The organism is Nocardia puris, from assembly GCF_003315035.1.
Classification (GTDB): Bacteria; Actinomycetota; Actinomycetes; order Mycobacteriales; family Mycobacteriaceae; genus Nocardia; species Nocardia puris.
In genome coordinates this window covers 716,899-738,663 of sequence record NZ_QNRE01000002.1, presented here as the reverse complement: position 1 = coordinate 738,663, position 21,765 = coordinate 716,899, and the positions used below count along the sequence as shown (strand labels likewise).

The 21,765-nt window shown below is 71.7% G+C and carries 19 protein-coding genes; 11 read left to right on the top strand and 8 right to left on the bottom strand.

The genetic code is table 11. From position 1 onward, the window contains the following. Together DFR74_RS09080 and DFR74_RS09075 are read left to right on the top strand one after the other, a co-directional pair. Positions 1-2,703: a DEAD/DEAH box helicase gene (locus DFR74_RS09080; RefSeq protein ID WP_067512783.1), complete on the top strand. Its 2,703-nt coding sequence runs from the start codon at positions 1-3 to the stop codon at positions 2,701-2,703. 120 nt (positions 2,704-2,823) lie between these two features. Beyond that, complete coding sequence (locus DFR74_RS09075) at positions 2,824-3,546, top strand: DUF4333 domain-containing protein (protein WP_067512882.1); 723 nt, start codon at positions 2,824-2,826, stop codon at positions 3,544-3,546. Positions 3,547-3,676: 130 nt separating this feature from the next. Here DFR74_RS09075 and DFR74_RS09070 read toward each other — a convergent pair whose 3' ends face one another. Continuing rightward, a complete protein-coding gene (locus DFR74_RS09070) occupies positions 3,677-4,642 on the bottom strand; it encodes a 5'-3' exonuclease (RefSeq protein ID WP_067512785.1) in 966 nt (321 codons plus the stop codon). A 91-nt stretch (positions 4,643-4,733) separates the two neighbouring features. Between DFR74_RS09070 and DFR74_RS09065 the strand changes: the two genes are divergently transcribed. From DFR74_RS09065 to DFR74_RS09035, 7 genes are all read left to right on the top strand, one after another. Further along, complete coding sequence (locus tag DFR74_RS09065; protein WP_067512787.1) at positions 4,734-5,861, top strand: M24 family metallopeptidase; 1,128 nt, start codon at positions 4,734-4,736, stop codon at positions 5,859-5,861. An 8-nt stretch (positions 5,862-5,869) separates the two neighbouring features. Further along, positions 5,870-6,037 carry a DUF1905 domain-containing protein gene (locus DFR74_RS09060; protein WP_084538053.1) on the top strand — a complete coding sequence of 56 codons (168 nt, stop codon included), beginning with the start codon at positions 5,870-5,872 and terminating at the stop codon, positions 6,035-6,037. A gap of 100 nt (positions 6,038-6,137) precedes the next feature. Beyond that, positions 6,138-6,536 (top strand): pyridoxamine 5'-phosphate oxidase family protein, encoded by a 399-nt coding sequence (locus DFR74_RS09055; protein ID WP_067512884.1) that lies wholly within the window; start codon positions 6,138-6,140, stop codon positions 6,534-6,536. 192 nt (positions 6,537-6,728) lie between these two features. Continuing rightward, positions 6,729-7,484, top strand: a complete 756-nt coding sequence (locus DFR74_RS09050; protein ID WP_067512791.1) for an SDR family NAD(P)-dependent oxidoreductase — start codon at positions 6,729-6,731, stop codon at positions 7,482-7,484. Continuing rightward, the gene (locus tag DFR74_RS09045; RefSeq protein WP_067512885.1) at positions 7,463-8,716 is read left to right on the top strand and encodes a bifunctional cobalt-precorrin-7 (C(5))-methyltransferase/cobalt-precorrin-6B (C(15))-methyltransferase; all 1,254 of its coding nucleotides are present in this window, start codon (positions 7,463-7,465) and stop codon (positions 8,714-8,716) included. Before DFR74_RS09050 ends, DFR74_RS09045 begins: the two co-directional genes overlap by 22 nt. 103 nt (positions 8,717-8,819) lie before the next feature. Further along, positions 8,820-9,425 carry a hypothetical protein gene (locus DFR74_RS09040; RefSeq protein WP_067512793.1) on the top strand — a complete coding sequence of 202 codons (606 nt, stop codon included), beginning with the start codon at positions 8,820-8,822 and terminating at the stop codon, positions 9,423-9,425. Then, complete coding sequence (locus DFR74_RS09035; RefSeq protein ID WP_067512887.1) at positions 9,422-10,189, top strand: cobalt-precorrin-6A reductase; 768 nt, start codon at positions 9,422-9,424, stop codon at positions 10,187-10,189. Before DFR74_RS09040 ends, DFR74_RS09035 begins: the two co-directional genes overlap by 4 nt. On the opposite strand, the gene DFR74_RS09030 is transcribed toward DFR74_RS09035, so the two are convergent. The 6 genes from DFR74_RS09030 to DFR74_RS09005 all read right to left on the bottom strand — a co-directional run bounded on the left by DFR74_RS09030 (position 10,166) and on the right by DFR74_RS09005 (position 15,358). Continuing rightward, on the bottom strand, positions 10,166-10,720 hold the full coding sequence (locus DFR74_RS09030; protein WP_067512795.1) for a PadR family transcriptional regulator: 555 nt from the start codon (positions 10,718-10,720) through the stop codon (positions 10,166-10,168). The genes DFR74_RS09035 and DFR74_RS09030 overlap by 24 nt on opposite strands. Before the next feature lie 19 nt (positions 10,721-10,739). Continuing rightward, a complete protein-coding gene (locus DFR74_RS09025; protein ID WP_067512797.1) occupies positions 10,740-11,336 on the bottom strand; it encodes a TetR/AcrR family transcriptional regulator in 597 nt (198 codons plus the stop codon). Between the two features lie 191 nt (positions 11,337-11,527). Beyond that, positions 11,528-13,072 carry a precorrin-2 C(20)-methyltransferase gene (locus tag DFR74_RS09020; RefSeq protein ID WP_067512799.1) on the bottom strand — a complete coding sequence of 515 codons (1,545 nt, stop codon included), beginning with the start codon at positions 13,070-13,072 and terminating at the stop codon, positions 11,528-11,530. Between the two features lie 109 nt (positions 13,073-13,181). Beyond that, positions 13,182-13,817, bottom strand: coding sequence for a precorrin-8X methylmutase (locus DFR74_RS09015; RefSeq protein ID WP_067512801.1), 636 nt, complete (start codon positions 13,815-13,817; stop codon positions 13,182-13,184). A 67-nt stretch (positions 13,818-13,884) separates the two neighbouring features. After that, a complete protein-coding gene (locus tag DFR74_RS09010; protein ID WP_067512803.1) occupies positions 13,885-14,502 on the bottom strand; it encodes a TetR/AcrR family transcriptional regulator in 618 nt (205 codons plus the stop codon). Between the two features lie 418 nt (positions 14,503-14,920). Beyond that, the gene (locus tag DFR74_RS09005) at positions 14,921-15,358 is read right to left on the bottom strand and encodes an Lrp/AsnC family transcriptional regulator (protein ID WP_067512805.1); all 438 of its coding nucleotides are present in this window, start codon (positions 15,356-15,358) and stop codon (positions 14,921-14,923) included. 134 nt (positions 15,359-15,492) lie between these two features. Here DFR74_RS09005 and ddaH point away from each other — a divergent pair, with 134 nt between their 5' ends. Beyond that, a complete protein-coding gene (gene ddaH / locus DFR74_RS09000) occupies positions 15,493-16,338 on the top strand; it encodes a dimethylargininase (RefSeq protein WP_067512807.1) in 846 nt (281 codons plus the stop codon). Positions 16,339-16,496: 158 nt separating this feature from the next. Here ddaH and cobG read toward each other — a convergent pair whose 3' ends face one another. After that, positions 16,497-17,672 (bottom strand): precorrin-3B synthase, encoded by a 1,176-nt coding sequence (cobG, locus tag DFR74_RS08995; RefSeq protein WP_067512809.1) that lies wholly within the window; start codon positions 17,670-17,672, stop codon positions 16,497-16,499. A 217-nt stretch (positions 17,673-17,889) separates the two neighbouring features. Between cobG and cobN the strand changes: the two genes are divergently transcribed. Continuing rightward, positions 17,890-21,501 carry a cobaltochelatase subunit CobN gene (cobN, locus tag DFR74_RS08990; RefSeq protein ID WP_067512811.1) on the top strand — a complete coding sequence of 1,204 codons (3,612 nt, stop codon included), beginning with the start codon at positions 17,890-17,892 and terminating at the stop codon, positions 21,499-21,501. Positions 21,502-21,765: the final 264 nt, after the last annotated feature.

Genomic DNA, 21,765 nt, shown 5'->3' with positions numbered 1-21,765 from the left:
GTGACAGATGACCGGTCCCTGACTGGCGAGCTGGCGACCTTCGCCGCCGAGCTGACCTTCTCTCTCGACCCGTTCCAGCGGCAGGCCTGCCGCGCGCTGGAAGGCGGCCACGGCGTGCTCGTGTGCGCGCCCACCGGCGCGGGCAAGACGGTGGTCGGCGAGTTCGCCGTGCACTTGGCCCTGGCCTCGGGCGGCAAGTGCTTCTACACCACGCCGATCAAGGCGCTGTCGAACCAGAAGTTCGCCGACCTCACCGAGCGCCACGGCCGCGAGCACGTCGGCCTGCTCACCGGCGACCAGTCGATCAACCCGACCGCGCCGGTGATCGTGATGACCACCGAGGTGCTGCGCAACATGCTCTACGCGTCGTCGGACGCGCTGCGCGGCCTGTCCTACGTCGTGATGGACGAGGTGCACTACCTGGCCGACCGCTTCCGCGGCGCGGTGTGGGAGGAGGTCATCCTGCACCTGCCCGCCGACGTGCGGCTGGTGAGCCTGTCGGCCACGGTCAGCAACGCCGAGGAGTTCGGCGCGTGGATGGCGACCGTGCGCGGCGACACCGCGGTGGTGGTGGACGAGACGCGCCCGGTGCCGCTGTGGCAGCACGTGATGGTGGGCAGGCGCATGTTCGACCTGTTCGACACCAAGTCCAGCGATCAGAAGGTCCTCGTCGACGAGGACCTGGTGCGCTACATCCGCCAGCGCGAGGCCGCCGACCGGATGAACGGCTGGGGCCACGGCCCGCGCGGCCGTGGCGGCGGGCGGCGCGACTTCCGGCCGCTGCCGCGCCCGGAGGTGCTGGCGCGGCTGGACGAAGAGGGCCTGCTGCCCGCGATCACGTTCATCTTCAGCCGTGCCGGGTGCGACGGCGCGCTGGCCCAGTGCGTGCGCTCGCGCCTGGACCTGAGCCGCGACGGCGAGGCCGACGAGATCGACGCCATCATCGAGAAGCACACCGGCGACCTGCCCAAGGGCGATCTCGAGGTGCTCGGCTACTGGGAGTGGCGCGAGGCGCTGCACCGCGGCCTGGCCGCGCACCACGCGGGCATGCTGCCCGCCTTCCGCCACACGGTGGAGGAACTGTTCGTGCGCGGGCTGGTACGGGCGGTGTTCGCCACCGAGACGCTCGCGCTGGGCATCAACATGCCCGCGCGCACCGTGGTGCTGGAACGGCTGGTCAAGTACAACGGCGAATCGCACGCCGAACTCACGCCCGGCGAGTACACGCAGCTCACCGGGCGCGCCGGGCGGCGCGGCATCGACGTCGAGGGTCACGCGGTGGTGCTGTGGCAGCCGGAGGTCGACACCAGCGCTGTCGCCGGCCTGGCCTCCACCCGGACGTACCCGCTGCGCAGCTCGTTCCGCCCCGGTTACAACATGTCGATCAACCTGATCGACCGGATGGGCGCGGCCGAATCCCGCGCGCTGCTGGAGCGGTCGTTCGCGCAGTTCCAGGCCGACCGTTCGGTGGTGGGCCTGGTGCGTGGCATCGAGCGCAACGAAGCACAGCTGGCGACGTTGCGCGAACAGCTGGGTGGCACGGAAGGCGGCTTCCTGGAATACATCTCGCTGCGCGAGCGGATCAAGCAGCGCGAGCGCCAGCTGGCCCAGCAGCACCGGTCCGACCGGCGCGGCGCGGCCGTGACCGCGCTGACGGCGTTGCGCCGGGGCGATGTGGTGGCCATCCAGTCCGGGCGGCGCACCGGGCTCGCGGTGATCCTGGAACCCGACGCCACGCCGAACGATCCGCGCCCGCTGGTGCTCACCGAGGACAAGTGGGCGGGCCGCGTGTCGGTCGCCGACTTCCCCAACCCGGCCGAGCCGCTGGGCCACATGCGCCTGCCGCGCCGGGTGGATCACCGCACCGCGCGCACCCGCCGCGATCTGGCCTCGGCCCTGCGCAGCACCGGCATCACCGCGCCGGGGCGCTCGCGGCGCGGGAAGCGGGCGGAGGCGGCCGACGACCGGGAGCTCTCCACGTTGCGGCGCAGCCTGCGCGCGCACCCCGCGCACCACCGGCCCGACCGCGAGCAGATGGCCAGGATCGGCGAGCGCTACAACCGGCTGGCGCGCGAGACCGAGGCCATGCGCCAGAAGGTCGCGGCCACCACGAACTCGCTGGCGCGCACCTTCGACCGCATCGTCGGGCTGCTCGAGGAGCGCGGGTTCGTGCGCGAGGGCGAGGTCACCGCCGACGGGCGCAGGCTCGCCCGCATCTACGCCGAGAGCGATCTGCTGGTCGCCGAATGCCTGCGGCAGGGGCTCTGGCGCGGTCTGGGGCCTGCCGAGCTGGCGGCGGTGGTGTCGATCCTGGTGTACGAATCCCGGCAGGAAGGCGGTTTGCTGGGCGTCACCGGCCCGACCGCGCCGATCAAGAGGGCGGTCGGCGAGACGGTCGGGGTGTGGCAGGAGTTGCGCGGCGACGAGGCCCGCCACAAGCTGCCGCCCACGCGCGAACCCGATCTCGGATTCGTGTCGGGCGTGTACAAATGGGCGCGCGGCGACGGGTTGGCCGAATCGTTGCTGGCCAGTGGTGACCAGGGCACGCCGCTGTCGGCGGGCGATTTCGTGCGCTGGTGCAGGCAGGTCATCGACCTGCTCGACCAGATCAACGGCACCGCCGACGACCCCGAGCTCGCGGGGACCGCCGCCAAGGCGGTGCGGGCCATCCGGCGGGGTGTCGTGGCGGTGGACGCCGCGTAGCGGATTCAGTTGTGATTTGATTTCTTTCGCGCACCGACCGTGGTGGAGGAGTCGTTACCGTGCGACGAGTCGCCCGCGGGGGGCTACCGTGTGAAGAACGATGCGAGTGGAGGCAAGCAGATGAGCGGCCCGTACGGACCGAACGACCCCGCCGGGGAGGGACGTAACGATCCCACCCAGCAGTGGGGCGGACAGCAGACGCCCGGCGGCGCCGGACCGACCCAGCAATGGGGTGGGCAGCCGAATCCGCAGGCCCAGCCCACCCAGCAGTGGGGCGGCGACCCGAACCAGCCGCCGCAGCAGCAGTGGGGCCAGACGCCCGGCCAGCCGCAGCAGCCGTGGGGGCAGCAGCCCCAGCAGCAGCCGCAGCAGCCGTGGAGCCAGACCCCCGGCCAGCCGCAGCAGCAGTGGGGGCAGACCCCGGGCCAGCCGCAGGATTGGAACCAGCAGCCGCAGCAGCAGTGGGGCCAGGCGGGCCAGCCGCAGCAGCAGTGGGGCGGTCAGGGCGCAGGCCAGCCGCCGCAGGGCGGCAAGAGCAAGAAGGGCCTGATCGCGGCGCTCGCCGTGGTCGGCGTCCTGGTGATCGCCGGTGTGGTGGGCCTGATCCTGTTCCTCACCGCGTCCGACGAACTGGACCAGACGGCGGTGCAGGAGGGCGTGCAGAAGGTCCTCACCGACTCCTACGGCATCCAGGACGTCACCGACGTCGCGTGCCCGTCCGGTCAGGCCGTCGAGGTCGATGCCACCTTCTCCTGCACCCTGAAGGTCAGCGGCGAGGAGAAGACCGTCAATATCAAGATCACCAAGGAAGACGGCACCTACGAGGTAGGCCGCCCCAGCTGATCCGCTCGGCGGACGGGCGGCCCCGCGCCGCCCGGGGTGGGGACCCTCGGCCCGTGAAGGCTCCGCGATCACACCGAATGCGGTGTGGGCGCGGGGCGTTCACGGGCCTTTGCGTTGGTGGGGGAGGTACTCAGCCTCGGGGAGCTTGCAGCGCCGCGATCAATCGCTTGATCGGGCTCTCGGCGTTGTAGAGAACCGCCAGTTCGGCGAGGCGGTCCGGGTCGGCCGGGCTCACCGGCAGCGCGTCGGGCCGCGACAACACCACTTCGGCATCGCGGACCACGCGCACCACCGGTGCGGCGGCCGTCAGATAGTCCTCGGCCGCGCGCAGCTTGCCGCGCACACCGGGCGCGAGGTCGGAGGCGGGGTCGTCGATGGCGGCGCGCAGCGCCTCCAGCGAGCCGAAGCGCGAGATCAGGGTGGCCGCCGACTTCTCGCCGATCCCGGCCACACCCGGCAGACCGTCCGAGGAATCGCCGCGCAAGGTCGCCAGATCGGCGTAACCGGGCCCCGCGTTCTCTTCTCGCACACCGTATTTCGCCGCCACCTCGGCGGGCCCGAACAGTTCGGCCTTGGCCAGCCCGCGCCCCGCGTACAGCACCCGCACGGGCGGCGCGGGCTCGTCGCGGACCAACTGCAGCAGGTCGCGGTCGCCGCTCACCACGATGACCGGGTCGGTGCGCTCCCGGGTGGCGAGGGTGCCGAGCACGTCGTCGGCTTCGAGCCCCTCCGCGCCGCCGGTGGCGATGCCCGCGGCCTCGAGGACGTCGAGGATCATGTCGACCTGCGGGGTGAGGCGGTCGGGCACCTCCTCCGTGCCCGGCTCCGGGGCCGAGGTGTCGAGGCGGTGCGTCTTGTAGGACGGCACCAGTTCCACGCGGAAGCTGGGCCGCCAGTCCAGGTCCAGGCACACCACCAGCCGCGCGGGCGCGTGCTTGGTGACGAGCGAGGCGACCATATCGGTGAACCCGCGCACCGCGTTGACCGGGCGGCCGTCGGGCGCGGTGATCTTGTCCGGGATGGCGTAGAAGGCACGGAACCACAGGCTGGCGCCGTCGAGCAGGAGCAGCGGGCCACCGGTCGTCGCAGAGGTCACCCGCCGAAGGCTACCCGGCGCCACCGACGAACCGGCGGCGATCCCGCAGGGCGGGTCCGCCGCGGCGGGCGGGCGGGTAACGTCGGAAGGTATGAGTTCGCACACGGAATCCAGGTTCGCGGCGGATGTGTACGGGGAGCGGCTGGAGCGGGCGGTCGAGCTGATGCGCGCGGCGCACCTCGACGCGCTGCTCATCACGCCGGGGCCCGATCTGCGGTATCTGATCGGGTCGGCGGCCGAATCGTTCGAACGGCTCACCTGCCTGGTGATCTCCGCCGACGGGGCGACGCCCTCGGTAGTGATTCCGAAGCTCGAGCTGGCCTCGCTGGAAGGCTCGGCGGCGGGCGAACTCGGTCTGCAAGTGCTGGACTGGGTCGACGGGGTGGACCCGTACCAGGTGGTGCGCTCGACGCTGCACGCCGGTTCGCGCGTGGCCGTGGCCGACGCGATGCCCGCGCTGCACCTGATCCCGCTGGCGGGGGCGTTCAGCGGGTTGCCCGCCTCGGCGACGCCGGTGCTGCGCGAGATGCGGATGATCAAGGACGCCGCCGAGATCGACGCGCTGCGCCGCGCGGGCGCCGCCATCGACCGCGTGCACGCGCGGATGGGTGAGTTCCTCGTCGCGGGCCGCACCGAGGCGGAAGTGGGGGCCGATATCTCGGCGGCGATCGTAGAGGAAGGACATACGGAGGCGGCGTTCGTCATCGTGGGCAGCGGTCCGCACGGCGCCGACCCGCACCACGGCGTCTCCGAGCGCCGGATCGGCAAGGGCGACGTGGTGGTGATCGATATCGGCGGGCCGGTGGAACCCGGCTACTACTCCGACTCCACCCGCACCTACGTCCTCGGCGAGCCCAGCGCGGCGATCGTGGACCGGTTCGCGGCGCTCGAGCGCGCCCAGGCGGCCGCCGTCGCCGCCGTCCGGCCCGGCGTCTCCGCCCAGTCGGTGGACGCCGCCGCGCGAGATGTGTTGACCGAGGCCGGTTTCGGTGACGCGTTCGTGCACCGCACCGGCCACGGCATCGGACTGTCGGTGCACGAGGAGCCCTACATCGTCGCGGGTAACGACCTGGTCTTGCAGCAGGGGATGGCGTTCAGCGTCGAACCCGGCATCTACTTCCGGGGCAGCTGGGGCGCCCGCATCGAGGACATCGTGGTCGTCACCGAGGACGGCGCCGAATCCATGAACACCCGCCCCCACGGCCTCACCGTCCTGTGACCGGCCCGGTGTCGACGTTCACCACCACGATCGAACTCGGTGGCAAGACCGCCACCGGGTTCCGCGTCCCCGCCGACGTGGTCGAATCCCTCGGCAGCGGAAAGAAACCCAAGGTGCGCGTGACCATCGGCGACCACAGCCGCATCGAGAAGATCGTCACCGAACTGTCGGTGTAGCCACATCCGCGTTCGGACGAGGGCGGCGGCCGGCGAGTGGACGACCACCGGGCGTCACCACGTGCGCGGGCCTCCGACTCGCCCCGGGTACGGTCGGATGATGCCGACCACCACCGCCGATCTGAGCCCGGCCGCCGTCGAATTCGTCACCGAACGCCACCTCGCCACCCTCACCACGCTCCGCGCCGACGGCACGCCGCACGTGGTGGCGGTGGGTTTCACCTGGGACCCCGACGCCGGACTGGTCCGCATCATCACCGACGGCGGTTCGGTGAAGGTGCGCAATGTCCGCCGCTCCGGTTACGCCGCCGTGAGCCAGGTCAACGGTCCCCGCTGGCTCACCCTCGAAGGTCCCGCGACCGTGCTGACCGATCCCGCCTCGGTCGCCGAAGCGGAGGAGCGCTACGCCGCCCGCTACCGCATCCCGCGCGAGAACCCCACGCGCGTGGTGATCGCGATCCAGGTGGGGCGCGTGCTGTCCTCCGGCTCGCTCCGCTGAGGGGCGGGCGCTTCGGCCGCGGGCCGATAGGCGATGAGGGAGGGCGGCCGCCCGGTTCGCGTCCGCATCCGAGCGTATCTCGTCCCCTCGCCGAAGCGCGTCAGCACTGAAAGGCACACCGGCACGTGGTTCCGCGCGCACCTGAGCGTATGGGCGTGCACGTCCCTCGTCCTCGGATGACAGACTGGGCGCATGGGTAAGCGAGGGATCGACGACGGTTCCGTACTGGTGCTCGGCGGACGCAGCGAGATCGGCCTCGAGGTCGCGCGCAGGCTCGCGCCGGGCCGCACGGTGATCCTGGCGGCGCGGCCGGGCGGCGACCTCACCGCCCCGATCGCGCAGGTCCGGGCCGCGGGCGCGACCGCCGTGCACACCGCCGATTTCGACGCCGACGACATCGCGAGCCACCAAGCGCTGCTGGAGAAGATCGCGGCCGAGCACGGCCCGATCGGCGTCGCCGTCCTCGCCTTCGGGGTGCTCGGCGACCAGGCCCGCGCCGAACGCGAACCCGAGCACGCCGCGGCCGTGGTGCACACCGACTTCGTCGCCCAGGTCAGCGTGCTCACCACGCTCGCGAATCTCCTGCGCGCGCAGGGCCGCGGCCAGATCGTCGCGTTCAGTTCGGTGGCAGGCGTGCGGGTGCGCCGCGCCAACTACGTGTACGGCTCGGCCAAGGCGGGCCTGGATGGTTTCGTCTCCGGGCTCACGGATGCGTTGCACGGCAGCGGAGTTCAGCTCCTGCTGGTGCGGCCCGGCTTCGTCATCGGCCGCATGACCGAGGGCATGGATCCGGCCCCGTTCTCCAGCACCCCGGACCAGGTCGCCGACGCCGTCGTGCGCGGGCTGCGGCGGGGCACCGACCAGCTCTGGGTGCCGTGGGTCCTGGGTCCCGTGTTCGTGGGTATGCGACTGCTGCCCCGCGCCGTCTGGCGCCGGCTGCCCCGGTGACGCTCACCTGGGCGGGCCCGCCCCTCGCGGTCGTCGGCCTCGGTGCCGACGGGTGGGACGGGCTCGGCGTGCGCGCCAAGGAGGCGATCGGCGCGGCGGAGGTCCTGTTCGGTTCCGCCCGCCAATTGGCCCTTGTCCCTGAGGAAGTCGGCATCCAACGCCGGGCATGGCCGTCACCGTTGCTGCCCGCCCTGCCGGACCTGTTGCGCGAGCAGACGGGTCGGCGCGTGTGCGTGCTGGCCAGCGGCGACCCGATGTTCTACGGCATCGGCGTCACGCTGGCCCGGCTAGTGGGTCCCGCTGCGCTGCAGGTGTTTCCGCAGCCCTCGTCGGCCACGCTGGCCTGTGCCCGCCTCGGCTGGCCGCTGGCCGAAACACCGGTGGTCAGCGCGGTCGGCAGGCCGCTGCACGCGGTGCTTCCCGAATTGTCGGACGGCAGCAGGTTTCTTGTCCTGAGCGCCGACGAGCGAACACCGTCCGCGCTTGCGGAACTGTTGCGCGAGAACGGTTTCGGCGACTCCACCCTCACCGTCCTCGAACAACTCGGCGGCCCCGCCGAGCGCATCTCCCAGGACCTTGCCGCGAAATGGACTGCGCGCGAAGTCGATCCGCTCAATATCATCGCGCTCGAATGCGTCGCGGACCCGGACCGCCCCCGCGCTACCCGACTGCCCGGCCTCCCCGATGCCCTGTACGGCGGCGACGGCCAGCTCACCAAGGCGGAGGTGCGCGCGCTGACCCTCGCCGCCCTCGCCCCCGCTCCGGGCGAACTGCTCTGGGACGTGGGCGGCGGCTCCGGCAGCATCGCCATCGAATGGTGCCGCACCCACCCCACCTGCCGCGCGGTCACCTTCGAACGTCTCGCCACCCGGCGCGCGGGCATCGAGGCCAACGCGACGGCGCTCGGCGTCCCGCAGCTCCGCGTGCGCGGCGAGGTGCTGGCCGAACTGGCGGACGCGTCCGGGGAACCCGCTCCGGACGCGATCTTCCTCGGTGGCGGTGTGACCCAGCCTGGCGTGCTCGAGACATGCTGGGCACAGCTGCGTCACGGCGGCCGGCTCGTCGCCAACGCGGTGACTGCCGAATCGGAGGCGCTGCTGGTGTCCTCGGCCGCTCGATACGGCGGTGACCTGCGGAAATTCCAGATCTACCGTGCCGAGCCGCTCGGCGGGTTCACCGCATGGCGCCCGCAGCTCCCGGTCGCGCAGTGGTCGGCCGTCAAACCGCGGTAGCACACCGGCCGGGACTTTCGGGGGATGAAACCCCGGTTGGCCTGCGGGTAGGGTCGGCAGCGAGATTCGATCGTCTCGAATCCGATACCTGATGGGGAGAAGTATGAAGTACAAGAAGTTCGCCGCCACCGCCGTGCTGGCCATCGCCGCGACCGGTGTCGCCGCGGGTACCGCCTACGCGGGCCCCGGCGTGCCCCCGGCCGCCGAGCAGCAGGCCACGCTGGCCGCGCAGGGCACCGACCAGGGCGTGAACTACACCGCCACCCTGGCCGACGCGGGCCGCTCGATCGTCACCACCGTCACCGGCGGCGCGTTCAGCCTGGACGCCGACAGCACCGCGGTCACCCTGACCAACGCCGCGGGCGAGGTCGTCACCCGCATCCCGCTCGGCGCCGTGGACGCGGCCACGGGCGCGCCCGTCGAGTTCGGCGCGGCCATCGCGGACGAGGGCCGCAGCCTCACGCTCACCCCGAAGGCCGGTGCGATCGCCACCCAGGACATCAGCTCCCAGCAGTGGTTCTTCGCCGAGTTGCAGCGCGCCTCGCTGGGTGCGGCGGTCGGCGCGGTGATCGGCGGGCTCATCGGCCTGTTCGGTTTCGTGGTCGGCGTCATTCCGGGCGCGGCCCTCGGCGCGGTCATCGGCCTGCTGGTCGCCGGTGGCCCGTCGCTGCTGAACGCGGGTCTGGCGTACTTCAGCGGCCAGCCCTGAAAGCCCTGATCCTGGGCGGCACCGGCGAAGCCCGGCGCCTGGCCCACCTGGCCACCGGCGAGCGAGGTCTCGAGATCGTGACCTCGCTCGCCGGCCGCGTGCGGAATCCTGCGTGGCCCGAGGGCGAGGTGCGCGTCGGCGGTTTCGGCGGCGCCGAGGGGATGCGGGAGTGGTTGGCGGACAACGATATCGACGCCGTGGTGGTGGCCACCCATCCTTTCGCCGCGCGGATCAGCGCCAACGCGTCGACGGCCGCGCGGGCGGCGGGCGTCCCGCTGCTGCATCTGCGCAGACCCGGTTGGACCGAAAGTCCCGGTGACCGTTGGATTCGCGTGCCCGATCTCGACGAGGCCGCCCGCGTGCTCCCGAGCCTGGGGGCGCGGGTGTTTCTGACCATCGGGCGTCAGGGCGTGGGGGCGTTCGCGGGCGTGGACGGTCCGTGGTTCCTGATCCGGTCCATCGACCCGCCGAGTGGTCCGCTGCCCGCCCGGCACGAATTACTGTTCGCCCGTGGGCCGTTCACCTCCGAGGAGGAGGCGGAGCTGCTGGCCGCGCACCGCATCGATGTGCTGGTCACCAAGGACAGCGGCGGCGAGCAGACCGAGGCGAAACTCGTCGCGGCGCGCGCGGCCGGCATTCCCGTCGTCGTGGTCGAGCGGCCGCCGCCCCCCGGCGGCGAGGTCGTCGGCAACGTGGAGGACGCGTGGGAGTGGTTGCGGGACAAAGTCTCCCGCGCCGCGTCAGCGGCCGAGCAACGTCGGTAGGTTGTCGAACCACTCGAGGACCGCGCGCTCGTAGCGGATGCCGAAATCGAGCGTGGCGCGCGAGTGCGGGGGGATGTTGTCGTGGTCGTCGGTCAGATAGTGCGCCAGGCGTGCCTCGTGAATCTTGCGATTGGCCGCGATGATCCGGTCCAAATGCTCGGGATCGAGGTGCCTGCCGAACGACATCGTCAGCAGCAGCGGCACCCGGATGGTCTCGGCGCCGGGATCGCGAGCGATCCACTCCGCGAACGCTTCCCGGCCCGCGTCGGTGATCCGGTAGGGCGTGCGATCGCGCGCGCCGCTCTCGCCCTTCTCGACCAGGCCGGCCGTGTGCATGGCGGCCAGCTCGCGATACACCTGGCTCTGTGTGATCGTCCAGAAGCCGCCGATCCGCTCCTGGGCGATGGTCACCAGATCCCAGCCGGACATGGGGCCTTCGTGCAGGAACCCGAGCAGCGAGGCCGCCGTCGAGTTCAGGGTCTTGCGCCGAGTGGCGGTCTCTGTCACCGCGCGCTCCCTCCGCGTAGACATTCCATAGTGGAATGTAAGTCTACCGCGCCGTCCCCGGGATCCGGTCGAGGAGATGATCGACGAACCTGCGGGCTTCGTCGGCGCTGTGGTGTCCGGCCAACATACTCTGCGTCAGCCCGACGAGCGCGCCGAGGATCAGTCCCGCGTCCAGTTCGGCCGTGGCGGCGCTGTCGGGGTCGGCCTTGCTCAGCACGTCGGTGAGCGTCGCGACCAGCAGGCGAGGTGGGGCCAGCAGGTCCTCGGACACGATCTCCGAGCCGGTGAGCCCCGCGACGTGGAAGGCGACGTTGACCAGGGCGTCTGAGCGGCTGTCCGCGTCCAAGGGCAGCAGGGCGTCGGCGACGGTGCGGACGATCTCGCGCGGGTCGGTGATCGGCCCGCCCGCCGTGATCCGCTCGGTGAACCGGGCCGCCGAATCGTCGATCACGGCGCGATGCGTCGCCATCAGGAAGTCCTTCTTGGTGCCGAAGTAGTACTGCACCAGGCGCACCGAGATCCCCGCCTCGGCGGCGACCGACTGGAAGGTGGCCGCTTCCATCCCGCCGCGCGTGATCACGCGCCGGGCGGCGTCGGTGATCTGGCGGCGGCGTTGCTCGTGGTCGACCAAGCGCGGCACGGGCGTGGGCTCCTCTCGCGGGCGGGGAAAGCCTTCATGGTACGCCCTTACCATCATGGAAGGGTGTGGGCGCAGCTCGAGTCGGCGTGGATGACGAGGCGCTGGCGGAAGCGGCCGGACTATCCGCTCGGCGAGGTCGTCGCCGTCCAGCCGGAGCGCCGGGCAGCCCTCGGAATGAATGCCGGTGGGGCTCAGCTGGTTCCGTAGCGGCGGGAGGTGTAGACGCGGGTGCCGTGCGGGGTGTCGACGGTGGCCGTGGTGGAGGCGCCGATGATCAACAGCGTACGCATGTCGACGTCGGCGGGATCGAGGTCGGTCAGGGTGACCACGCGCACGGATTCGGTCGGGCCGCCCACATCGCGCCCGAGGACCACCGGGGTGCCGGGCTTGCGGTGCTCGAGCAGCAGGTCGCGCATGGCGGCGACCTGCCAGGTGCGCTGCGAGGACGCCGGGTTGTAGATCGCGATCGCCATATCGGCCGCCGCCACCGCCGACAGGCGCTGCGCGACGACCTCCCACGGCTTCAGCCGGTCGGAGAGCGAGATCATGGCGTAGTCGTGGCCCAGGGGCGCGCCCACGCGGCTGGCGACGGCATTGGCCGCGGTGAGACCGGGCAGCACGCGGACCGGCACGTCGCGCCACTGCGGGTCGGCCGACTCCTCCAGCACGGCGGCCGCCATCGCGAAGACCCCCGGATCGCCCGAGGACACCACCGCCACTTTCGCCCCGTGCTTGGCCAGGTCCAAAGCCATGGCCGCGCGCTCGGATTCGACCCGGTTGTCACTGGCGTGCCTGCGCTGGCCGGGGCGTACCGGGACCCGGTCGATATAGGTGGTGTAGCCGACGAGATCGGTGGCGGCGTCGAGCGCGGCGCGCACCTCGGGGGTGGTCCAGTCCGGCGCGCCGGGACCGAGGCCGACCACGACCACCTCGCCCGGGGCGGCGGACTCGGATCGAGGCGCAGTCTCGGTAACCGTTTGGGCGGCAGGGGAATCCGTGCGGGGGAGCGGTGTCGTCGGGCGCGGGCCGGGAACGAGGGTGATCGAGAAGTACGGCACGTCCGCGTCGTTCACGTCGGCGGCGGCGAGCACGCGCTGCTTGCCCGTGCTGGCGCGCTCCACGTAGTAGGCGTCGTCCAGGCGGCCGGAATCCGAGAGCGCCTGGCGCACACCGGGATAGGTGCGACCGAGCTTCATGATCGCCGCGGCCTCCGTGTCGCGCAGACGACGGGTGAGCTCGTCGGCGGGCAAGGTGCCGGGCAACACCGTCAGCACCTGCTCACCCTCCACCAAGGGCGTCCCGAGAGCGGCGGAGGCGGCGCTCACCGAGGTGATGCCCGGGATGATCTCGGCCTCGAACCGGTCCGCGAGCCTGCGGTGCATGTGCATGTACGAGCTGTAGAACAGCGGATCGCCCGCCGCCAGCAGGGCGACCGAGCGTCCCACCGCGAGATGTTCGGCGAGCCGGGCGGCGGCCTGCTCGTAGAACTCGTCGATCGCGCCCTGGTAACCGCCGGGATGGTCGGTGGTCTCGGTGGTGACCGGGTAGACGAGATGTTCCTCGAGCTGGCCTGGCCGCATATAGGGCGCGGCGATGCCCCGCGAGATGCTGCGCCCGTGCCGCGCGCTGTGGAATGCGATCACGTCGGCCTCGGCGATGACGCGCGCGGCTTTCACCGTCACCAGTTCGGGGTCGCCCGGTCCGAGTCCGACGCCCCAGAGTTTGCCCGCGCTCATATCCTCGCCTCACGATCGGTGCCCGGTTGTCCGTCCGTCTGTGCGACAAAGCCTTTCAAGCCACCCGGCTCGGCCTCGCGCTCGGTCGATTCCCCGAGAGGTTGCCCGCTCATTCCTGTTCGCTCGCGATCGCGTTGAGCGCCGACGCGGTGATGGCGCTGCCGCCGCGCCGCCCCCGCACGGTGAGGAACTCCACGCCGCCGTACGCGGCCAGCGCGTCCTTCGACTCCGCCGCGCCGATGAATCCGACCGGGATACCGAGGATCGCGGCAGGCCGCGGCGCGCCCGCGTCGAGCATGTCGAGCAAGTGGAACAGCGCGGTGGGCGCGTTGCCGATGGCCACCACGGCCCCGTCGAGACGGTCGCGCCACAGTTCCAGCGCCGCCGCCGAACGCGTATTGCCCAGGGCCGCCGCGAGTTCCGGTACGCGGGGGTCGGCGAGCGTGCAGATCACCTCGTTGTCGGCGGGCAGGCGTTGACGGGTGACGCCGGAGGCGACCATGGTGGCGTCGCACAGGATCGGCGCGCCGTCGCGCAGGGCCGCGCGGGCGGCCGCGACCACGCCGGGGGAGAAGGCGATATCGCCCGCGAGATCGACCTGGCCGCACCCGTGGATCATCCGCACGACGACCCGCTCCACGTCCGGGGGGAACGCGCTCAGCTCCGCCTCCGCGCGGATGGTCGCGAACGACCGCCGATAGATCTCGGCCCCGTCGGTGAGGTAGCTGGCACGCACGTCGGACATGACTCACACCCTAGAGTCACGCCGGAACCGGGCACGCCTCAGCCCGTGCGGGCGGTGGCGTGCGCTGTCAGGCGCGGTCGGCGATCGCGTTCTCCGCGACCGACGTCCGGTCGATGACGCCGATCGCCGCGTACACGGCGGTGCGGACGCGCTCGGCGACGGCTTCGTCGGAGGAGGTGTCGAACTTGCCGTCCAGGTGCAGGAAGGCCAGGCCGTGCACCAGGGCCCAGAGCGCAGTGGCCATCGCGTCCACGTCGGAGTCCGGGAACGCCTCCTGGGCAAGGTGTCCGACGTATTCGCTGATGGCCTCGGTGGCGGCCACCCGCTCGGGGCTGGTCGGATCGCAGGGCTCGGCGAACATGGCACGGAACATGCCCGGGCGCGTCAGGGCGAAGCGCACGTAGGTGGTCGCGATCGCGGCGAGGCCTTCGGGGGTGGCCGGGGCGGGGTGCGCGGCGCCCAGGTCGGCGGTCAGTTCGCGGTAGCCCACCGCGGCGACCGCGGAGAGCAGGGCGTCGCGGTCGGCGAAGTGGCGGTACGGCGCGGCGGTCGAGACGCCCGCGCGCCGGGCCGCGGCGCGCAGGGACAGTTCGGTCGCGCCGCCCTCTTCGAGCAGCTCGACGGCCGCGCGCACCAGCGCGTTGGGTAGGTCGCCGTGGTGGTACGACGTGGACGACGGTGCCATGCCTCCAATCTAGCCGTTGTCGACAGTGCTTACATCCCTTCCTGCCGTGGTGTCCAGCTCTATGTGAGCGATGTAAACTTTTGCGGGGGAGAGGAAGGTCTCCCATGTCGAGCGGTACGGCGTCGGACGGTTCGTTCGCACCCCTACGGCCGCGGTCCGGCCAGGTGCTGCGGAACAGGATCGCGAAAGCCGCCATGGAGGAGGGCATCGCGGGCGAGGCAGCTGCCCTGCCCGCCGCGACCCGCGCCTGCTGGTTCGGGCGTGCGTCGGTTCGGGCACCTGCCGGGTCGGGCGCCCGTACGCTGGGGCGCCCGTTGGCTCGAGTCGCTCGAGCGCCCGTCGGCTCGGTTGCCCGTGAGCTGGCACACGTCGTCGGTCGGAGCGCCGTGTGGTCGGTCCCTAGGTGGGGCGCTTTCCGTCAGGTGCGGGGGCGTTCCAGGATGCGCGACATGACGATCGAGCTGCGGGTGCGGCCGACGCCGGCGTTCTCCCGGATCCGCTCGACGGTCGATTCGATCTCGGCCATATCGGTCGCCATGACGTGCACCAGGGCGTCGGCCTCGCCCGCGATCGTCCACACGCCCACCACCTGGGGGATCGGTTCGAGGCTGCGGCGCAGTTCGGCGGGGGAGATGTTGTCGCGGTAGTAGACCTCGACGTAGGCCTCGGTGGTCCAGCCGAGGGCGGCCGGATTGACCAGCGCGGTGAAGCCGGTGATCTGGCCGGAGGCCACCATGCGGTCCACGCGACGTTTCACCGCGGGCGCGGACAGCCCCACCGCGGAGCCGATCTCCTGGAACGACGCGCGCGCCGAGCGCAGCAGGTGGCCCAGAATCAGCCGATCGGTGTCGTCCACGTCACACCACTTCCTCTCTCGCGCAATAATTCGCCGCAAGCCACGGGTAATGCGCAATGAATGGATGTTCCTGGCGCAATGCTATGCCGATTACGGTCATCTCAGCCGAATTGCGACTCTTGCCGGGAGCCACGATGACCTCAGTAGCAACCCTGGAGATCCCCGAACCGACACCGGTCCGCCGACCCGTGCCGCGCCGGTTCGTGATGTGCCGCCCCGATCACTTCGACGTGCGGTACGCGATCAACCCCTGGATGAACCCGGGCGCGCCGGTGGACCGCGCGCTCGCCCTCTCGCAATGGGACGCGCTGCGCGACACGTTCGCACGGTTCGGGCACACGGTGGAAGTGGTGCCGGGCGCGCCGGGCCTGCCCGACATGGTGTTCGCCGCGAACGGCGGGCTGATCGTCGGCGAGCGGGTGATGTCGGCCCGGTTCACCCACGCCGAACGCACCGCCGAAGGTCCCGCCTACCACGACTGGTTCGCCCGGCGCGGCGGCGCGGAGCTGGCCGCCGCCTCCGAATTCAACGAGGGCGAAGGCGATTTCGCACTTGTGGGCGGACGGTTCCTGGCGGGCACCGGATTCCGCACCTCGCTCGCCGCGCACCGCGAGGTGGAGCTGTTCTTCGAAATCCCGGTCGTGTCCCTGGAATTGGTGGATCCGCGCTTCTACCACCTCGACACCGTGCTGATGGTCCTCGACGACACCACCGTCGCCTACTATCCGCCGGCGTTCAGCCCCACCAGCCGCACCATCCTCGTCGGCCTGTTCCCCGACGCGATCGAGGCCACCGACGCCGACGCCGCCGTCCTCGGTCTCAACGGCGTGTCCGACGGCGCGAACGTCTTCCTCAGCCCCCGCGCCACCGACCTGGCCGCCGCACTGGACGCGCGCGGGTTCCGGCCGGTGCCGGTGGATGTGTCCGAACTGCTGAAAGCGGGCGGCGGCATCAAGTGCTGCACGCTCGAGGTGCACTGATCGGCGCTCGGGCTAGCGGACCGGCCGCACGGACCGCCTGGCGAAAACTGTCGACTCGATCGTGCTGGGGCACGCCCGACCGGGGGTGCGCCGACGGATGTGGTCCTTGCCGGACGTGCCCACGGTGCGAGGAGTCGCTCCAGGAACGGCAGGCCGTCTCAGTCGACGCGGTAGCCGTTCGGTGTGGCGGTCACCGATACGGCGTCGTGGGGCCGTCCGCAGTGGCGGTCGCAGCCGGACCAGTGCTGGCGGCCCGCGACGACGAGTTCGCTTGCCGGGAGCGGATTCTCGTTGGGCTCGGTGGGCTGGTCTGCGGGCAGGACCCGGCCGGATTCCACGGCGGCCGTGAGGTCGGCGCGCACGTCGGTGTGGGACTTGGCGCAGCCGGGCCGTCCCGCGCAGGCGCTCACCCGCAGCCACGGTGAGGCGGCGTCGAAGATCAGGCCCATGGGGGCGAGGACGCGCACGACCTGTTCGGCGGTCCATTCGTCGAGGTCGGTGAGAACCAGTCCGCGCCAGGGTGTCACGACGACGGGACGCTCGACGGCGGCGAGAAATTCCGCGGTCCTGGCGTCGAGGGTGCCGAGCCGCACCCCCGCGCCGAGCGCGACCAGCCCGTCGTCCTGGGGCAGCCACCCGATCGGAAGATCTTGCGGCGCGGGCGGATCGAGGCGGTCCGCGCCGGGCGTGAGGCCGAGCCCGTCCACGATGCGCCCCGGGCCGCCAGGCACCTCGTGCACCCGCCAGCGCCCCTCACTCACGTCGAGGAACAGGTGCGCGGCGGCGAGCAGCACCGCCACCGCTTCGGCTGTCGCGACCCGGATGCCGGTGTCGGCTCCGGCGAGCAGCAGGGCGAACTCGTCCGTGCCGACCGCTCGGACGCCGATGTCGCCGCCGAGCCCGCTCACGTCACCGCGGCCGTCGTCGAGCGTGAACAGCACCCGGCCCGGCAGGTCCGCCAGGCGCGCGTCACCGCACAGACCCGCATCGAGCTCGCCGACCAGGCCGCGCACATCGGCCACCCCGCCGACCCGCCCCGACAGCGGCGACGCCACGATATTGCGCACCCGCTCGTGCGTGCGGCTCGGCAGCAACCCGGCCGCGACCAGCCGCGCTTCCAGCGCGGCCGCGTCCCGCACCCGCCGCAGCTGCACGTTCCCGCGCGAGGTCAGCTCGATCGCCCCGTCCCCGACCTCCCGCGCCGCCTCCGCCAGCGCCGCCACCTGCCCCGCCGCGAGCCGCCCACCCGGCACCCGCACCCGCGCCAACGGCCCGTCGGCCGCCTGATGCAACCGCAGGACGCCGGGACAGGAATCGGGAACGATGCGCGCCATGATGAGCCCAGCCTACGACGGGGTGCGCGAAGGCCGACCGCCCGCCAGCCGCAGGCGGGTGTCCCGGCGCGCAGCACCCGCCGGGTAGCATCGGCGTGCTCGGCGGCTGACGAGGAAACCGGTGGAATTCCGGTGCGGTCGCGCCACTGTGAACAGCCAGACCCTCTCCGGCGAGCACCACACCCCCGATGGGCGCGTCACCCGAGGAAGGTCACCCGTGATCCTGCTGCTGTCCACGTCCGACACCGATCTGCTCAGCGCGCGCGCCAGCGGCGCCGACTACCGGCTCGGCAACCCCGCCCGGCTGCTGGTCGACGACCTGCCCGGCCTGCTCGACGGCGCGGACCTGGTGGTCGTGCGCATCCTCGGCGGCAAACGCGCCTGGGAGGAAGGGCTGGACGCGCTGCGCGGCAGCGGGGTGCCGATGGCCGCGCTCGGCGGCGAGATCGCCCCCGACGCCGAACTCATGGAATGTTCCACCGTTCCCGGCGGTGTGGCGGCCGACGCCCACAACTACTTGGCGGCGGGCGGCCCGGCCAACCTGCGACAGTTGCACAACTTCCTCTCCGACACCGTGCTGCTCACCGGCCACGGTTTCGAACCGCCCGTCCAGCTGCCGACCTGGGGCGAACTCGAGCGTGAAGCGCGCCACCCCGCGCCGGTCGCGGGCGTGCCCACGGTCGCGGTCGTCTACTACCGTGCCCAGCACCTGGCGGGCAACACCGGCTACGTCGACGCCTTGTGCACCGCGATCGAGGACGCGGGCGCGCGCCCCCTCCCGCTGTACTGCGCCTCGCTGCGCACCGCCGAACCCGAACTCCTCGCCACCCTGCGCCAGGCCGACGCGCTCGTCGTCACCGTCCTCGCGGCGGGCGGCACGAAACCGGCCACCGCGTCGGCGGGCGGCGACGACGAGGCCTGGGACGTGGGCGCCCTCGCCGACCTGAACGTGCCGATCCTGCAAGGACTCTGCCTCACCAGCGGCCGCGCCCAGTGGGCGGACAACGACGACGGCCTCTCCCCGCTCGACGTCGCCACCCAGGTCGCGGTGCCGGAGTTCGACGGCCGCATCATCACGGTCCCGTTCTCCTTCAAGGAGTTCGACGCCGACGGCCTGTCCACCTACGTTCCCGACCCGGAGCGCGCCGCCCGCGTCGCCGGCATCGCGGTGCGCCACGCGCGCCTGCGCCACATCCCCGCCGCCGAGAAGCGCCTGGCGCTGGTGCTTTCCGCATATCCGACCAAACACGCCCGCATCGGCAACGCCGTCGGCCTCGACACCCCGGCCAGCGCCATCCGCCTGCTCACCGAATTGCGCGCGGCCGGTTACGATCTCGGCGCGCCCGGCGAGATCCCCGGGCTGGAGGAGCGCGACGGCGACGCCCTGATCCACGCCCTGATCGCCGCGGGCGGCCAGGACCCGGACTGGCTCACCGCGGAACAGTTGGAGGGCAACCCGATTCGCATCGGCGCCGCCACCTACGCCGCCTGGTTCGACACGCTGCCCGAAGACCTGCGCGAGGCCGTGATCGAGGCGTGGGGCCCGCCGCCCGGCGAACTCTATGTCGACCGCTCCGCCGATCCGAACGGTGAGATCGTCATCGCCGCACTGCGTTTCGGCAATATCGTGCTGATCGTGCAGCCGCCGCGCGGTTTCGGCGAGAACCCGGTCGCCATCTACCACGACCCCGACCTGCCGCCCAGCCACCACTACCTGGCCGCCTACCGCTGGCTCGCCGCGCCCGAGGCCCAGGGCGGTTTCGGCGCCGACGCCATGGTGCACCTCGGCAAGCACGGCAACCTGGAATGGCTGCCGGGCAAGACGCTGGGCATGTCGGCCTCCTGCGGCACCGACGCCGCGCTCGGCGATCTGCCGCTGATCTACCCGTTCCTGGTGAACGATCCCGGCGAGGGCACCCAGGCCAAGCGCCGCGCCCACGCCACCCTGGTGGATCACCTGATCCCGCCGATGGCGCGCGCCGAGAGCTACGGCGACATCTCGCGGCTGGAGCAGCTGCTCGACGAGCACGCCAACATCTCCGCGCTCGACCCGGCGAAGCTGCCCGCCATCCGCCAGCAGATCTGGACGCTGATGCGCGCCGCCAAGATGGACCACGATCTGGGCCTCACCGAGCGCCCCGACGAGGACTCCTTCGACGACATGCTGCTGCACGTCGACGGCTGGCTCTGCGAGATCAAGGACGTGCAGATCCGCGACGGCCTGCACATCCTCGGCAGCGCGCCCGAGGGCGAGGCCGAGGTGGATCTGGTGCTCGCCATGCTGCGAGCCCGGCAGCTGTGGGGCGGCGAGGCGAACGTGCCCGGTCTGCGAGAAGCATTGGGGCTGAACGAATCCGGCGGTGAGGCGCGCGAGCGCGTGGACGCCGTCGAGGCGCGGGCGCGCGAACTGCTGGTCGCCCTGCAAGCCGCGGACTGGTCGGTGGACGCCGTCGACGGCTTGGTGGCCGAATTCGCCGGGGACGCCGCCGAGGCCGTGCGCCCGGTGCTGCGGTTCGCCGCGACCGAGGTGGTGCCCCGCCTGCGGCAGACCTCGATCGAGGTGGAGCGCGTCCTGCACGCGCTCGCGGGTGGTTTCGTGCCCGCAGGTCCCAGCGGCTCGCCGCTGCGCGGCCTGATCAACGTGCTGCCCACCGGACGCAACTTCTATTCGGTGGATCCGAAGGCGGTGCCGTCGCGGCTGGCGTGGGAAACCGGGCAGGCCATGGCGGATTCGCTGCTGGAGCGCTACCTGGCCGACCACGGCGAGTACCCGCGCTCGGTGGGCCTGTCGGTGTGGGGCACCTCGGCGATGCGCACCTCCGGCGACGACATCGCCGAGGTGTTCGCGCTGCTGGGCGTGCGGCCGGTGTGGGACGAGGCGAGCCGGCGCGTCACCACGCTCGAGGTGATCCCGCTCGCGGAGCTGGGCCGCCCGCGCGTCGATGTGACCGTGCGCATCAGCGGCTTCTTCCGCGACGCGTTCCCGCACGTGCTGGCCCTGCTCGACGACGCGGTGCGCCTCGTGGCCGATCTGGACGAGCCCGCCGAGTCGAATTACGTCCGCGCGCACGCGGAATCGGATCTGGCCGAGCACGGCGACGCCCGCCGCGCCACCACCCGCATCTTCGGGTCCAAGCCGGGCACCTACGGCGCCGGCCTGCTCCAGCTCATCGATTCCAAGAGCTGGCGCACCGACGACGACCTCGCGCAGGTCTACACCGCCTGGGGCGGCTATGCCTACGGCCGCGACCTCGACGGCGCGCCCGCCGCCGACGACATGCGCAGCGCCTACAAGCGGATCGCGGTGGCGGCCAAGAACACCGACACCCGCGAGCACGACATCGCCGACTCCGACGACTACTTCCAGTACCACGGCGGCATGGTCGCCACGGTCCGCGCGCTCACGGGCAAGAACCCCGAGGCCTACATCGGCGACAGCACCCGCCCCGACGCGGTGCGCACCCGCACGCTCTCCGAGGAGACCACCCGGGTGTTCCGCGCCCGCGTGGTGAACCCGCGCTGGCTGGAGGCGATGCGCAGGCACGGCTACAAGGGCGCGTTCGAGATGGCGGCCACCGTGGACTACCTGTTCGGCTACGACGCCACCACCGACGTGGTCGCCGACTGGATGTACGAGAAGCTCACCGAGAGTTACGTGTTCGACGACGTGAACCGCAAGTTCATGGAGCAGTCGAATCCGTGGGCGCTGCACGGCATCACCGAGCGGCTGCTCGAGGCGGCCGAGCGCGGTATGTGGTCGGCGCCGGAGCAGGACACCCTCGACAAGCTGCGCCAGGTGTACCTGGAGACCGAGGGCGAACTCGAGTAGGGGCGCGGGGGGCGGGTTCGGTGAATCCGCCCCCATCGTTTCTCCCGTCACAAAGACGACGTTCCGGTTTCGTTGCGCCCGAGCGCATCCGGATATTTCCATGAATTGTTTCCGCGTAAATACCTGCCGCCGGAATGCAACCCCCCAATTCCGATGTCAATTTCTTGATCTTGCAACGCAATTCGCTTCCATCACGCTATCGACAATGCCGGTCACGGTGGCGCATCATTATTGATGTCCTGAAAGCCGATTCTCGGGGCACAC